This is a genomic window from Janthinobacterium sp. LPB2021202312-11-4, from assembly GCF_037049705.1.
GTDB lineage: Bacteria > Pseudomonadota > Gammaproteobacteria > Pseudomonadales > Pseudomonadaceae > Aquipseudomonas.
The window spans coordinates 1-13,345 of sequence record NZ_JBAGKV010000020.1 but is presented as its reverse complement, the minus strand read 5'-3'; the positions used below and the strand labels follow the sequence as shown (position 1 = coordinate 13,345).

The following is a 13,345-nucleotide window of genomic DNA, read 5'->3' as shown; positions in this document are numbered from 1 at the left end:
GATCTCCTGAAAAGTAAAAAACACTGCGTTGGACAACTATAGTTGCTGCCCGGCAACTCGGGACTTGATGCATATCAATGGCCGCGACTGGTGGTCTGCCGGCAGGCCGGTATAATCGGCGCCCTTCGTTTTGAACCTTTTATCCGTGAGCCCCATGATCCTTCCCGAAATTCACGAGTTCCTCGGCTGCCGCACCCCTGACGGCTGGGTCCAGGCCGCGCTGGCCGATCAGGAAACCTTACTGATCGACCACAAGAACTGCGAATTCAAAGCGGCCAGCACCGCGTTGAGCCTGATCGCCAAGTATCACTCCCACGTCGATCTGATCAACCTGATGTCGCGTCTGGCCCGGGAAGAGCTGGTGCACCACGAACAAGTCATGCGCCTGATGAAAAAGCGCAAGATCGAGCTGCGACAGCTATCCGCCGGGCGTTACGCCTCGGGCCTGCGCAAAGTGGTGCGCAGCCACGAGCCGGTCAAACTGGTGGATACCCTGGTGGTCGGCGCCTTTATCGAGGCCCGCAGTTGCGAGCGTTTCGAGGCGCTGGTGCCGCATCTGGACGAGGAACTGGGCAAGTTCTACTTCGGCCTGTTGAAAAGCGAAGCCCGGCATTTCCAGGGTTACCTGAAACTGGCCTACCAGTACGGTGACGCCAAGGACATCGCCCAGGTCATCGACCGGGTTCGCGCCGCCGAGCAGGAATTGATCGAGTCCCCAGACGTGGAATTCCGCTTCCACAGCGGCATCCCCACCGCCGCCTGACCCCGTAGGAGCTGCCGCAGGCTGCGATCTTTTGATCTTGTTTTTATAAGGTCAAGATCAAAAGATCGCAGCCTTCGGCAGCTCCTACGCCGAACGGCGTTTGGCATAACCCAGCGTCCGCAGGCTGTGATGTTTTGATGCAATATTATTAAAAACTTTTAAGAGTATGAAACATCACCCAAAACCGGCCCCCATGGCCGGTTTTTGCTGCCTGCCGTCACCGTCCTGCCACCGATTGACGCCATAATGCCGCCCACTTCAAACAAGGGTTGGCAGACGGTCGTTATGGATAACCTGGGTTTTGGCAAAGTATTGCTGGTGGAAGACGACGAAAAACTCGCCGGGCTGATTGCGCATTTCCTGTCCCAACACGGCTACGAAGTCCGGGCGGTGTATCGTGGCGATCTGGCGTTGGCCGCGTTTCTCGAATTCAAACCAAAAGTCGTGGTACTCGACCTGATGTTGCCGGGCCAGAGCGGCCTGCACGTGTGCCGCGAGATCCGCAGCGTGTCCGACACGCCCATCGTCATCCTCACCGCCAAGGAGGATGACCTCGACCATATCCTCGGCCTGGAGTCCGGCGCCGACGACTATGTGATCAAACCGATCAAGCCACCGGTGTTGCTGGCCCGTTTGCGCGCCTTGCAACGGCGTCAGGCGCCGGACACCAGTGTGTGCAGCGCCCTGGCGTTCGGCCATTTGAGCATCGACCGCAGTTGCCGCGAGGTTCGGCTGGCGGGCGAGGGCATTGAGTTGACCACCATGGAATTCGAGCTGCTGTGGCTGCTGGCCAGCGCCGCCGGCAAGATTTTGTCCCGGGATGACATCCTCAACCGCATGCGCGGCATCGCTTTCGACGGCCTCAATCGCAGCGTCGACGTCTACATCAGCAAGCTGCGCGCCAAGCTCAGGGACAATCCCCGCGAGCCGGCGTGTATCAAAACCGTCTGGGGCAAGGGTTACCTGTTCAATCCGTTCGCGTGGGAGCTTTAAATGCTGCGGTTATTTCTAGGCTTGTACCTGGTGCTGGCGGTGGGGCTGGTGCTGGCGTTGCAGACCGTCGAACACACCTTCAACGCGCTGCTCGACAATCAGATGCAGGCCTACAACCGCGAGGCTGTGCGCGGTCAGGCGTATTCGTTGGTGGAGCAGTTGCGCGGCCTGGAAGGTCCGGGCCGCGAACAGCAACTGGACGCCTTGCGCCCGCATTACGGTCTGGGGCTGGCGTTGGTCAATGCCGACCAACTGGCCCTGGACGATCAGGAGAAAAAGCTGTTGGCCGAAGGCCTACTGGTGATTCGGGAAAAGTACACGCAGTTTATTTCTTCGATCGATGGTGGCCCGCAATTGCTAAGCATCAAGCTGCCGGCCGAGCCGAGCCTGATGCCGTTCTACATCACGGCGGCCTACCTGATGCTGGCGGTGTTGATTGGCATCGTGCTGTTCATCTGGGTGCGACCGCACTGGCGGGATCTGGAAAAACTGCGCCTGGCCGCCGAGCGCTTCGGCGATAACGATTTGTCGTCGCGGATTCAGCTGTCCAAACGCTCGAACATCCGCGACCTGTCCGAACACTTCAACCTCATGGCCGCGCGCATCGAAGGGCTGATCGCCAATCAACGGGAGCTGACCAACGCGGTGTCCCATGAGTTGCGCACGCCGATTGCGCGGCTGTCGTTTGAACTGGATCAGCTCAAGCAACAACCTGACCCGGCGCAGAATCGCGAACTGATCGCCGACATGTACGCCGACCTGGGCGAACTGGAAGAAATGGTCTCTGAGTTGCTGACTTACGCCAGCCTCGAGCGCGGCGCCACGGTGATTAATCGGGAGAACATTCAGGCCGGCAGTTGGCTCGACAGCGTGGTCGGCAGTGTGGCGCTGGAAGCGGAAGCGGCGGGGGTGCAGTTGCTGATTGTCGAGTGCCAGATCGAGCAGGTGCGCATCGAGCCGCGCTTTATGGCCCGGGCGGTGATCAACCTGCTGCGCAATGCCATTCGCTACGCCGACGGCCGGGTGGAAGTGTCATTGGTGCGCAGTGGCGATCATTACGAAGTGCGGGTCAACGATGACGGGCCGGGCGTGCCGGTGGACGGGCGGGAGAAGATCTTCGAACCGTTCTCGCGGCTCGATGCCAGCCGTGATCGGCGTACCGGCGGTTTCGGATTGGGATTGGCGTTGGTGCGGCGGGTGTCGCAGTCCCATGGCGGGCAGGTGGAAGTGGCGGATTCGCCGTGGGGCGGGGCGTCGTTTCGGATGACCTGGGCGCATTTGGATTAGTGTCATTCTTGAGGACGCTTTCGCAGGCAAGCCTCGCCCCTACAGTGTTGCGTCATACCCCATGGGCGTGATCGCCTATCACCTGTAGGAGCAAGGCTTGCCCGCGAAGAGGCCATCAGCAGCACCCGTGCTGTCAGAGTGGGCTTAGAAATCCCACTTGGTGGTCAGCATCAGGTTGCGCGGCTCGCCGTAGAACGTGGTGTCGAAGTTGCCCAACCCCGTCAGGTAGCGCTTGTCGAACACGTTGTTGGCGTTGGCGGTGAAACTCAGGTGCTCGTTGTACTGATAGCGGGTCATCAGGTCCACGAGGGTGTAGCCACCCTGTTTGATCTGGGTGTAATCGCTGACGGTCGGGCTGTAGATTTTGCCGTAAAACGCGCTCTGCCAACTGATGCCGCCACCCACGGTAACTTTGTCCAGGGCGCCCGGCAGGCGATAGGTGGTGAAGGTGCGGACCACGTGTTCCGGTTTGCTGGTGGACAGCGGGAAACCGAAGATCCGCTGCTCATCGGCATCCCGAGTGCGGGCGTAGGTGTAGCCGGCCGAGAGGTTCCAGCCGTCGGCCAGTTCGCCGGCCAGTTCCAGCTCCACGCCTTGGGTCTTGGTGCCGTCGATGGCTTTGTAGATGCCTTCGTTGGTGACCGGGTTGGTGCCGATCGACTCGGCCACGCCGTCCTGCTCGATGCGGAACAACGCCAGGCTGGCGTTCAGCTTGCCATCGAAGTACGCCGCTTTCAGACCGGTTTCATAGCTGTCGCCTTCCACCGGTGCCAGGGTCGTGCCGTTACTGTCCTTGTAGGTTTGCGGCTGGTAGATCGAGGTGTAGCTGGCGTACACCGAGTACACATCGTTCAGGTCATAAACCACACCGGCGTAAGGCGTGACCACCCCGTGTTCCTTGTAGCTGGCGTGGGTGTCGTCCAGTCCGGCGCCGGGGTTGTAGCGGTAGTCTTCGTTGTATTTGAAGGTGCTCAGGCGGCTGCCGAGGATCACCGACAAGTCGTCGGTCGGGCGCAGGCGTGTGGCCAGGTAAACGCCGTTCTGGCTCTGGGTGCGCTCGTACTTGCCGTTCTTCGGAAATTCCTGTTTCGGCAGGTGACCGTCCCAGTCATAAATGCTCCCCGGGACCATTTCGAATGCGCTGGTGTCGTAGGTCGAACCGGTCTGACGCGAATTGGACGTCATGACGCCCGCCACCAATTCATGTTCGCGGCCGCCCAGGGTGAACGGCCCGGAGACGTTCACGTCAGCGGTGTTTTGCACCCGATGACCTTCCCAACGCCCCCAGTACAAAAACATGCCTTCGCCGGTGGCGCGGTCCGGGTTACCACCGCTGGCCGAGGCCAGTTGGGTGTCGTGATCGGTGGTTTTCTGGTCGATGCTGACCTTGAGTTTCCAGTCATTGGCCAGGGCTTGTTCCAGCGATGTGAAGTACGTGGTTTCGTCGAAGTCGCGACGGCTCCAGTCGGCGCCCGGGTTGAAGTGACGCGGGAAATCCGTGCGGCCTCCATCGGCGAAATACGTCGGGTTGCCGGTCCAGGAACTGCCGCGCGGGGTGGCGCTGGATTTGTCGATGCCGAAGGTCAGCAGGGTATCCGGGGTCAGGTCGGCTTCGAGGATGCCGTAATACAGGTCTTTCTTCTGGCTGTAGTGATCCTGGTAGGAATTCTTGTCTGAGTACGAACCGACGAAGCGTCCGCGTACGGTGCCGGAATCATTCAGCGAACCGGAAATGTCGCCGGTGCTGCGATAGGCATCCCACGAGCCGACGGTGCCGCTGACCGAGGCCTTGAAGTCCTTGGTCGGTTTCTTGCGGATCAGGTTGACGGTGGCCGAAGGGTCGCCCGAGCCGGTCATCAGGCCGGTGGCGCCCTTGATCACTTCGATGCGGTCCAGGCTGGCCGAGTCGTCGCTGTTGTTGGGGTTTTCGCCATACACGCCGTCGTAGGGCTGGTTGACCCCGTCGTACTGGAAGTTGGTGATGGCAAAGCCCCGGGCGGAAAACTCGGTGCGGTCACTGTCGTACTTTTGCGTGGAGATGCCCGGAGTGTTACGCAGCGCATCGCCGACACTCTGCACGCCGCGATCGTCCATTTGCTGGCGGGTGATCACGGTCACCGACTGCGGGGTTTCCCGTAGCGACAACGGCAGGCCGGTGGCCGAGGACGTCGAGCCGGTGGTGTAGGCGTGGGTGTCTTCGGTGGTTTCGCCCAGGGCCTGGCCGGAAATGTTGGTGGCGTCCAGTTGCAGCGCGGAGCCTTTGGCTGCGCCGGTTTCAGCGGCATGGGCGGCGGGGGCAAGGCTCAGCAGGGCGGCCGGAACGGCCAGTGCCAAGGGGCACAGGGCAAAACGAAAACGCGCGGCGAGGTGGTGCGACATGGCGGTCCCTTTGAATCGAATCGATCGGTAATGGAATGCTTCTGAGGGTTAACCGAACGAAAAACGCAAAGGGGAACTGCGGGGTGAAAAATAATTTGATGCAGGCACAAAACTCTGTGGCGAGGGAGCCTGCTCCCTCGCCACAGTTATGGTGTTTATTCTTGATTTAGCTTCACTGGCTCAAACCTAACCGCTCATGCCAATCGGCAATCGACTCTTTGGGATAAACCTCGAATTGCTGATCCCCAGGCTTCACCTCAACCTCCACCCACGGCGCCTTCGAACCGAGCATCAAATGCGTATGCTCCGGCGGCACCGGCAGCGGGGTGTCGATGGCCGAGGCGAACGGGTGGATCAACTCCGGCCACTCGGGGCTGAACAACCATAAACCGCTGCCGCATACCGCACAGAAATGCCGCTCGGCCGTGCTGCTATGGGCGCGTTTGTCGCCTTCATCCTTGAGCCGCGCATGGTAGATCGCGATGTTTTTGCGCCCGCGAACCTTGAGGCTGCCGGCATCGCCGCCGAGATTGATCGCATAACCGCCACCGCCCTGGGTCTTGCGGCAGATCGAGCAGTAGCAACGCTGATAAGGGTAGGGGTGGGCGCTGGTCAGACTGAACGACACCGCGCCGCAGTGGCAGGAACCTTCGAGCTGCATGACGACCTCCGACTGTTCTTGAATGGACTCAAGACAGCCTAGACCCTCAGCGGCCTTCGACCGGCACCAGGATCGCGTCGCCGGTCGCCACCAGTTTCAGTTGGCCGCCGGTTTGCGCGAACAGCTCGGCACGGGCGAACACCTGCTTCTTGCCGGCCTTCACCACCCGGCCCTTGGCGATAAACACCTCACCGACGGCGGGCGCCAGGCAATTGACCGAAAAGTGCGAAGCCAACACGTTGCCGGCCACCGTCCCGGCGGCAAACCCGCACGCTGTGTCGAGCAACGCACCGATCAGCCCGGCATGCAGGAAACCGGCGTACTGCGCCATGTCGGCTTCGCGAAAAGCCATGGACACGTCGGCCTCGCCGCTCTCGGCGCGAATGACTTCGAAGCCGGCCCAGCGGTTGAACGCCGAGGTTGAATTGATCTGTTTGAGTGCATTGAGCATGGCGAATCCCTCCGGTTGAAGGTGCAACATGCGCCGGGTTTACGGGGAAGTCATGGTGGATAAAGGCGGGTGATGGGCGGGTGGAGTTACGGTGAATGGATCACTGCCAATCTGTAGGAGCTGCCGAAGGCTGCGATCTTTTGATCTTTTGATCTTTTTCTGGGTAGGCCACCTAAGGTCAAGATCAAAAGATCGCAGCCTTCGGCAGCTCCTACGGGGGTGGACGTGTGTCGGTTGCCGGGGCAGCATGACCGCCTCGAAACAGAGGCTTGATCGATGCGACGACTACCTTCCCTGGCCGCACTGAAAACCTTCGAATGCGCCGCCCGCCATGCCCACTTCGGCCGGGCCGCTGCGGAGTTGTGCGTCACCGACAGCGCCGTCAGCCATCAGATTCGTCAGCTCGAAGAACAACTGGGCGTATCGCTGTTTATCCGCGAGGGTCGGCAGATTCGCCCGACCATGGCCGCCGGGCGCTTGATGCAGAGTTTGCAGCAGGCCTTCGAACTGATCGGTGAGGCCTGCGATGAACTGCGCGATCCCGCATCGCTCGCGGTATTGCGCCTGGCGGTCACCGCCGAGTTGGCGCAGAAATGGTTGATGAGTCGCCTCACGGATTTCTACGCGCGTTATCCGCACATTACGTTGCACCTCTACGAACAACCGATCGACGCCACCGCGCCGGGGGAAGACATCGACCTGGCGATCACCTACGGCACCGGGCCGGTGGACAGCAGCGCGTACTTTGTCCGGCCCTTGCCGGCGTTGCAGTTTTTCCCGGTGTGCAGCCCCGGCCTGTTCAACCAGGGCACGCTGAAAAACCCGAAGGATCTGGCCCGTCATTGCCTGTTGCACGACGATCAGGACGGCAAGACCTGGACCGCGTGGCTCACCAGTCACGCCGGCGATCAGCGTCCGCAACGGCAACTGTATTTCGCCCACGCCGGTCTGGCGCTGGAAGCGGCGGCCCAAGGGCAGGGCGTGGCGATGGGCGATAACCTCACGGCCCAGGAAGACCTGCTCAGCGGGCGATTGGTGCGTCCCTTCACAGCCAACATCACCGCGCTGGGCCAGTACGCGCTGGTGTGCGAGCGGGTGCGGCTGGAGCGTCCGGCGGTGGCGCAAATGCTGGAATGGTTCAACGATCAGTTAGTCGATTGATGAGTTAAATTCAACTGTTCCGAAATATTCATCGTTGGCGAGGAGGGCGCGGGCAACCGTAGCCTGTGGTCATTCCAATCCCCGCTGATGAGGTTTGTCCATGGCACGTTTGCTCGATTCCACTCCCAAGTTCGATGGCTTCCGCCTGCCTGGCGAGTTCGAAACCAAGTCCGGCTGCTGGCTCGGCTGGCCGGAGCGCACTGACGTGTGGCGCAACGGCGCCAAGCCTGCGCAGAAGGTCTGGGTGCAAATCGTCACCGCCATTTCCCAGAGCGAACCGGTCACCGTGTGTGCCTCCGCCGCACAATTCGCCACCGCGCGCCGGCAATTGCCGCCGCAAGTGCGGGTGGTGGAAATGACCTGCAACGACACCTGGTTTCGCGACAGCGGCCCGTGTTTTGTGGTCAACGACGCCAGCGGCGAAGTGCGTGGCGTGGATTTCGAGTTCAACGCCTACGGTGGCCTCGACGGCGGCTTGTACTACCCGTGGGACAAGGACGATCAGATCGCCAGCAAGATCCTCGAAATCGAACGCTTCGACCGCTACCGCGCGCCGCTGATCGCTGAACTCGGCGGCATACAGAGCGACGGCCAGGGCAGCATCCTCACCACCGAGCAATGCCTGCTCAACCGCAATCGCAACCAGCACTTGGGCAAGGAAGAAGTCACCCGGCGGCTGACCGATTATCTCGGCGCCGAGCAAATCATCTGGCTGCCACGGGGCTGCAAATTCGACGAAACCGACGGCCATGTCGATGACCTCGCGTGCTTCGTCCGACCCGGCGAAGTGGTGCTGCAATGGACCGACAACCGCGATGATCCGCAGTGGGAAATCTACCAGGAGGCCTACGACATCCTGCGCAGCACCCGGGACAGCCGTGGTCGTGAGTTGATCGTGCACAAACTGCCGCAACCGGACGTGCTGGAATGGACCGCCGAAGAAGCCGAAGGTCTTGACCAGCAAGACAGCACTCACACCCGTCAAGCCGGGACGAAAATCTGCGCGTCGTACATCAACTACTATGCCGGCAACACCTCGATTGTGGTGCCGCTGTTTGGTGATCGTCAGGATCAGGTGGCGTTGGCAACCCTCGCCGAACTGTTCCCGCAGCACAAGATTCTCGGCATCGAAAACTCCCGGGAAATCCTCCTCGGCGGCGGCAACGTCGCGTGCATCACCATGCCGCAATACGCCGGCGTCCAAAAAGGAGTGTGATCATGGGCCTGCACAAACTGACTCAAGCGTTATTGCTGGTGCTTGCACCCCTGTGTGTGCAGGCCGCCGACACCGCCAAGCCGGTGGTCAACCTGTACATCTGGGGCGAGTACCTGGCCCCGGACACCCTGAGCAATTTCGAGAAGCAGACCGGCATTCACGTGGTCGCCGATCACTTCGATTCCCTGGAAACCGTCGAGACCAAACTGCTCACCGGCCGCAGTGGCTATGATCTGGTGCTGACGGCGGGGCAGCACTTGTCCCGGGCGATCCAGAGCGGCGCGATCCAGCCGCTGGACCACCAGCGGCTGCCGCATTTTGCCGGCGTCGGCGAGGAGTTTCGCCAGCACATGGCGGTGTTCGATCCGGGCAATAAATACGCAGGGATCTACGCCTGGGGCACCACGGGCGTCGGGGCGCAGGAGGAGGCGGTCAAGCAGCGTCTGGCCGATGCGCCACGGGACAGCTGGGCGATGTTGTTCGACCCGGCGGTGGTCTCGAAATTTGCCGATTGCGGGGTCAGCCTGCTCAACGATCCCAACGAAGTGTTCGCGGCGGTCATGAAGTACATGGGCCTGGACATCAACCGCCAGAGCCTCGACGACCTGAAACTCGCCGAACAGCAATTGGCGAAAATCCGGCCCTACATCCGCTACTTCGACAACGACCTGAACATCAGCGACCTGGCCAACGGCAACACCTGCGTGGCGATGTCGTGGAACGGCAATGTGGCCATCGCGGCCGGCCAGGCCGAGGCCGCCAACAAACCGTTCAAACTGAGTTACCGGATTCCGAAGGAGGGCACGTTGATCTGGTTCGACGCCATGGTCATCCCCAAGGATGCACCGCACCCGCAGGCCGGGCTGGCGTTGATGGATTACCTGATGACGCCGCAGGTGATTGCGCCCATCACCGACACCATTCACTACGCCAATGCGATCACGGCGGCGGACGGTTTAATCGATCCAGCGATTCGCAATGATCCGGGGACGTACCCGTCGGCGGCGGTGAGGGCGTCGCTGTACAGCAAAAATGACAACGGCAAAGACTTTAACCGCGCCTTGATTCGAGCGTTCAGTCGGTTGAAGTCGGGGTTGTGACCTGTCTGTGAGGTGATGTGTTGGATATGAAATCGCCTTCGCGAGCAAGCCCGCTCCCACAGGGTTTATCTGGGCCCACAAATCTTGTGTCCACCAGAGATCTCCTGTGGGAGCGGGCTTGCTCGCGAAGAACGATAACGCGGTCTACCTGCCAGGCACCCGCCACAAATACCACGAAGCCACCGTCCGATAAGGCTTCCACCCCAACCCAATCTCAATCATCTGCTTACGCGTGGGCTGCACCTCCAGCCCCTTCATCCGCCGATACCCCTCGCGTACCCCGAAGTCATCCGCCGGCAGAATATCCGGCCGCTCCAGGCTGTAGATCAACAGCATCTCCACGGTCCAGCGTCCAACGCCGCGCAGGGTAATCAAGCGCTCGATCAATGCTTCATCATCCATGCCCAGCGCCGTGGCGTAATCCGGCACCACACCGTCCAGCGTCGCTTGGGCGATCCCCTGAATGGTCGCGATCTTGCTCGCGGAAAACCCGCAGCTTCGCATGTGCTCGAAGTCAGTCGCCAGAATCTGCTCGGGCCCGGGGAAGGTGCTTAAGGGAAACAACGCCCGTAGGCGCCCGACAATCGCATCCCCGGCCTTGGCATGCAGTTGCTGATAGGCAATCGCCCGCACCAGCGATTCATACGGATCACGCGCTGGATGCGGTTGATGCAGGCATGGGCCGATGGCGGCGATGTGGCGCTGCCAGTCCTCGTCGATGGACGCTAGAAAGGTACTGGCAGGCTGGTAGAGATCGGGCATGCCGGTCAGGATTTTTTCAGCAGGCCGTTCACCTCGCCATAGGTGAAAGCCTTGAGGTCGTGCGTGTCGAGCTTGCCGGTGTCCGAAAAGCTTTTCGCCAGCCCGGCCATGGCGCCATACAGGAACTCGGCGATGCTCGATCCGGCGCTCAACCGCCGCACGCCGAGGGCTTTCAGTTCGTCGGGGGACGGCAGGGCGGCCAGGCCCAGCACGTTCACCGGCAGCGGCGTGCCCCGACAGATCGCGCCAATCTCATACTCCGCCGTCACGCCCGCGGCGAACAATCCATCGGCCCCGGCGGCCTGATACAGCGCGGCGCGCTTGAGGGTTTCGGCCACACGGTCTTCGGCGGGCACCAGGCTTTTGAGATAAACGTCGGTGCGCGCATTGATGAACAGCTTCACACCTCGACGCTCGGCCACTTGCCGGGCGACTTCGATTTTGCGCACCAGCAACTCGGGCGGGGACGCGCCGTCCTCGATGTTGATGCCGACGGCTCCGGCGGCGATCACCGCGTCGATCACTTCCGACACCCGCCCCAGGTCATCGGAATAACCGGCCTCGATGTCCACGGTCAACGGCACGTTGATCACCCGGGCGATGGATTCGACCGTCGACACCAGACGTTCGAGGGGCAGGGCGTTGCCGTCCGGGTAACCATGCCCCCAGGCCACCGCCGCGCTGCTGGTGGCCACGGCTTGGCTGCCCAGTTGTTGCACCAGTCGCGCTCCGGCGGCATCGGCGACGTTGGTGAGGATCAGCAGGCCGTCCTGATGCAGCCTGTGGAACTGTTGGTCAAACGCGTCCATCGAATTTCCTTCCCTATGAAATGTTCAGAATGCCAATTGTTGAGTGATCTGCACCGCAGCCTGTTCCAGGCGTAGGAGAAACGCCTTGCGCGGTTGCCCGCCACCATAACCGGTCAGCGAGCCGTCCGCACCGATCACCCGGTGACACGGCAGCACAATCGCCAAGCGGTTATGCCCGTTGGCCAGGCCCACGGCGCGGCTGGCCCCGGGTTTGCCCAGCAGCGCGGCGATGGTGCCATAGGTGCTGGTCTGGCCGTAGGGGATTTGCGCCAGTTCGGCCCAGACCTGCCTGGCGAATTCGCTGCCCGGCAGGTGCAATGGCACGCTGAATTCGGTTCGTTTGCCGGCGAAGTATTGCGTCAGTTCCGCTTCGATCTGCTGCAAATGCGGGTTCTGCCCCGGTGCCACGGCGTAGCCATAACGGTTCTGCAATTCTTCGACTTCCCGGGTCAGCGCCGGCCGGTCCAGGAACTCCAGCAACACCAGCCCGCGCCGCTCTGCCATGGCAATCATCGGCCCCAGGGGTGTGGTTAGCCGGGTGAACAGCAGCGGCTCGCTATTCACCGCGCGGCCAGGCGTGATGTGAAAGGATTTTTGAAAGGCATCGCGAAAACCGCTCAGGGATTCGTAGCCAGAATCGAACGCCACGTTGTCGATGGACTCGCCCTGCTTGATTCCGCCCAGGGCCATGCCCAAGCGTCGGGTGCGCAGCCAGGCGTGAAAGGTCATGCCGAAATGCTGTTTGAACCAGCGCCGCAACTTGAGCGGCTCGATGCCCTCGGTTTGCAGTTGAATGTCGGTCCAGCGCTGCTCGGGTTCGGCATCGACCAATGTGAGCAGCCGCTGCACCCAATCCGGCGCAATCGCCGCCGCGTCCAACGGTTTGCAACGCAGACAAGCGCGGTAACCGGCGGACAGGCACTCATCGGCATGGGCGAAGAACTCGACGTTCTGCGGTTTCGGTTTGCGCGCCGTGCAACTGGGGCGGCAGAAGATCCCGGTGGTTTTCACCGCCGTAAAGAACACCCCTTCGTAGGCGGTGTCGCGCTCGAGCATGGCGCGAACCATCTCGGCGTGGGGGGGCAGCACAGCGTTTTGTAGGTTCATGGGCTGAGCATAGGGCCGCATTGGCGACGACTCCACCGGAAAATCGACAGGGAATTTTTACGTACGCCGCGCCATCAACAACACCGAAGCCGCCGCCGACAACAGGCCCGCACAGCAACGGTTGAAGATTTGCTTGCCTCGCGGTTCGGCGAACCAGCGGCGCATGTGCAGACCCATGTAGGCGTAGGCGCTGATGGTGACCCATTCCAGCGTCAGGAACAGCGCCGAGCAGGGCGAGTTGCGGCAGAAGCGCGGTGTAAATCAGTCTTCCTTTCGGATGGCGGGCGCCCAGCTTGAATGTTCGCTGCGGAATGGTGGTTTTCGGCCGAGAGTGTGTAAAAACGTCAGATTAGATTTTCTATATCAACGCTAGGAGACCGTGCTTACGTTTCGCAGACTGATCAAGTTCGTGATGTCTTCACGAACAGTTAAAACCGTTCAGCAACTTCTTAAGGCCCTTTGAATGGGGTAAAAAGACTGGTTTTTACGCCGTTACCGCTTTAATCAAGACTGTGCTGCCGATGATTTTCATGGCCCGTTTCAGCGCGAATACGTTTTACACACTCTGGGCCAGAAGCAGTCGTTCGACAGTTGATCCCGCTCTCATACTCTTTCAGATTTTGCGTAACGGATATAGGTTGGATCATGTTTTAACT

12 protein-coding genes are annotated in these 13,345 nt (G+C 61.0%); 6 read left to right on the top strand and 6 right to left on the bottom strand.

All coding sequences use genetic code 11. The annotated features are described in order from the left end of the window. Positions 1 to 154 precede the first annotated feature (154 nt). The 3 genes from V5E99_RS20530 to V5E99_RS20520 all read left to right on the top strand — a co-directional run bounded on the left by V5E99_RS20530 (position 155) and on the right by V5E99_RS20520 (position 3,043). Positions 155 to 763, top strand: coding sequence for a MiaE family protein (locus tag V5E99_RS20530; RefSeq protein ID WP_054047466.1), 609 nt, complete (start codon positions 155 to 157; stop codon positions 761 to 763). A gap of 246 nt (positions 764 to 1,009) precedes the next feature. Next, on the top strand, positions 1,010 to 1,756 hold the full coding sequence (locus V5E99_RS20525; RefSeq protein ID WP_499804084.1) for a winged helix-turn-helix domain-containing protein: 747 nt from the start codon (positions 1,010 to 1,012) through the stop codon (positions 1,754 to 1,756). Then, entirely contained in the window at positions 1,757 to 3,043 is a 1,287-nt protein-coding gene (locus V5E99_RS20520; RefSeq protein WP_499804083.1) for an ATP-binding protein, read from the top strand. It abuts the gene before it with no gap. Positions 3,044 to 3,187: 144 nt separating this feature from the next. On the opposite strand, the gene V5E99_RS20515 is transcribed toward V5E99_RS20520, so the two are convergent. The 3 genes from V5E99_RS20515 to V5E99_RS20505 form a co-directional block, all read right to left on the bottom strand. After that, positions 3,188 to 5,422 (bottom strand): TonB-dependent siderophore receptor, encoded by a 2,235-nt coding sequence (locus V5E99_RS20515; protein ID WP_499804082.1) that lies wholly within the window; start codon positions 5,420 to 5,422, stop codon positions 3,188 to 3,190. 172 nt (positions 5,423 to 5,594) lie between these two features. Further along, on the bottom strand, positions 5,595 to 6,083 hold the full coding sequence (locus tag V5E99_RS20510) for a GFA family protein (RefSeq protein ID WP_499804081.1): 489 nt from the start codon (positions 6,081 to 6,083) through the stop codon (positions 5,595 to 5,597). A gap of 46 nt (positions 6,084 to 6,129) precedes the next feature. After that, on the bottom strand, positions 6,130 to 6,534 hold the full coding sequence (locus V5E99_RS20505) for a PaaI family thioesterase (protein WP_499804080.1): 405 nt from the start codon (positions 6,532 to 6,534) through the stop codon (positions 6,130 to 6,132). A 276-nt stretch (positions 6,535 to 6,810) separates the two neighbouring features. Here V5E99_RS20505 and V5E99_RS20500 point away from each other — a divergent pair, with 276 nt between their 5' ends. From V5E99_RS20500 to V5E99_RS20490, 3 genes are all read left to right on the top strand, one after another. Then, the gene (locus V5E99_RS20500; protein ID WP_499804079.1) at positions 6,811 to 7,695 is read left to right on the top strand and encodes a LysR substrate-binding domain-containing protein; all 885 of its coding nucleotides are present in this window, start codon (positions 6,811 to 6,813) and stop codon (positions 7,693 to 7,695) included. 100 nt (positions 7,696 to 7,795) lie between these two features. After that, positions 7,796 to 8,911 (top strand): agmatine deiminase, encoded by a 1,116-nt coding sequence (gene aguA / locus V5E99_RS20495; RefSeq protein WP_499804078.1) that lies wholly within the window; start codon positions 7,796 to 7,798, stop codon positions 8,909 to 8,911. 2 nt (positions 8,912 to 8,913) lie between these two features. Further along, positions 8,914 to 10,011 (top strand): extracellular solute-binding protein, encoded by a 1,098-nt coding sequence (locus tag V5E99_RS20490; RefSeq protein WP_499804077.1) that lies wholly within the window; start codon positions 8,914 to 8,916, stop codon positions 10,009 to 10,011. A gap of 144 nt (positions 10,012 to 10,155) precedes the next feature. Here the strand turns inward: V5E99_RS20490 and V5E99_RS20485 are convergent, their stop codons facing one another. From V5E99_RS20485 to V5E99_RS20475, 3 genes are read right to left on the bottom strand one after another with little or no spacing between them, the layout of a single operon-like run. Next, entirely contained in the window at positions 10,156 to 10,773 is a 618-nt protein-coding gene (locus V5E99_RS20485) for a DNA-3-methyladenine glycosylase family protein (protein ID WP_499804076.1), read from the bottom strand. 5 nt (positions 10,774 to 10,778) lie between these two features. After that, positions 10,779 to 11,582, bottom strand: a complete 804-nt coding sequence (locus tag V5E99_RS20480; protein ID WP_499804075.1) for an isocitrate lyase/PEP mutase family protein — start codon at positions 11,580 to 11,582, stop codon at positions 10,779 to 10,781. A gap of 24 nt (positions 11,583 to 11,606) precedes the next feature. Continuing rightward, a complete protein-coding gene (locus V5E99_RS20475) occupies positions 11,607 to 12,689 on the bottom strand; it encodes a bifunctional transcriptional activator/DNA repair enzyme AdaA (protein WP_499804074.1) in 1,083 nt (360 codons plus the stop codon). Positions 12,690 to 13,345: the final 656 nt, after the last annotated feature.

Excerpts from the sequence above, each read along its gene's own strand:
- V5E99_RS20525 (WP_499804084.1), top strand. The coding sequence starts at position 1,010 with ATGCCGCCCACTTCAAACAAGGGTTGGCAGACGGTCGTTATGGATAAC.
- V5E99_RS20485 (WP_499804076.1), bottom strand. The coding sequence starts at position 10,773 with ATGCCCGATCTCTACCAGCCTGCCAGTACCTTTCTAGCGTCCATCGAC.
- V5E99_RS20510 (WP_499804081.1), bottom strand. The coding sequence starts at position 6,083 with ATGCAGCTCGAAGGTTCCTGCCACTGCGGCGCGGTGTCGTTCAGTCTG.
- V5E99_RS20515 (WP_499804082.1), bottom strand. The coding sequence starts at position 5,422 with ATGTCGCACCACCTCGCCGCGCGTTTTCGTTTTGCCCTGTGCCCCTTG.
- V5E99_RS20480 (WP_499804075.1), bottom strand. The coding sequence starts at position 11,582 with ATGGACGCGTTTGACCAACAGTTCCACAGGCTGCATCAGGACGGCCTG.
- V5E99_RS20490 (WP_499804077.1), top strand. The coding sequence starts at position 8,914 with ATGGGCCTGCACAAACTGACTCAAGCGTTATTGCTGGTGCTTGCACCC.
- aguA (WP_499804078.1), top strand. The coding sequence starts at position 7,796 with ATGGCACGTTTGCTCGATTCCACTCCCAAGTTCGATGGCTTCCGCCTG.
- V5E99_RS20505 (WP_499804080.1), bottom strand. The coding sequence starts at position 6,534 with ATGCTCAATGCACTCAAACAGATCAATTCAACCTCGGCGTTCAACCGC.
- V5E99_RS20500 (WP_499804079.1), top strand. The coding sequence starts at position 6,811 with ATGCGACGACTACCTTCCCTGGCCGCACTGAAAACCTTCGAATGCGCC.
- V5E99_RS20530 (WP_054047466.1), top strand. The coding sequence starts at position 155 with ATGATCCTTCCCGAAATTCACGAGTTCCTCGGCTGCCGCACCCCTGAC.
- V5E99_RS20475 (WP_499804074.1), bottom strand. The coding sequence starts at position 12,689 with ATGAACCTACAAAACGCTGTGCTGCCCCCCCACGCCGAGATGGTTCGC.
- V5E99_RS20520 (WP_499804083.1), top strand. The coding sequence starts at position 1,757 with ATGCTGCGGTTATTTCTAGGCTTGTACCTGGTGCTGGCGGTGGGGCTG.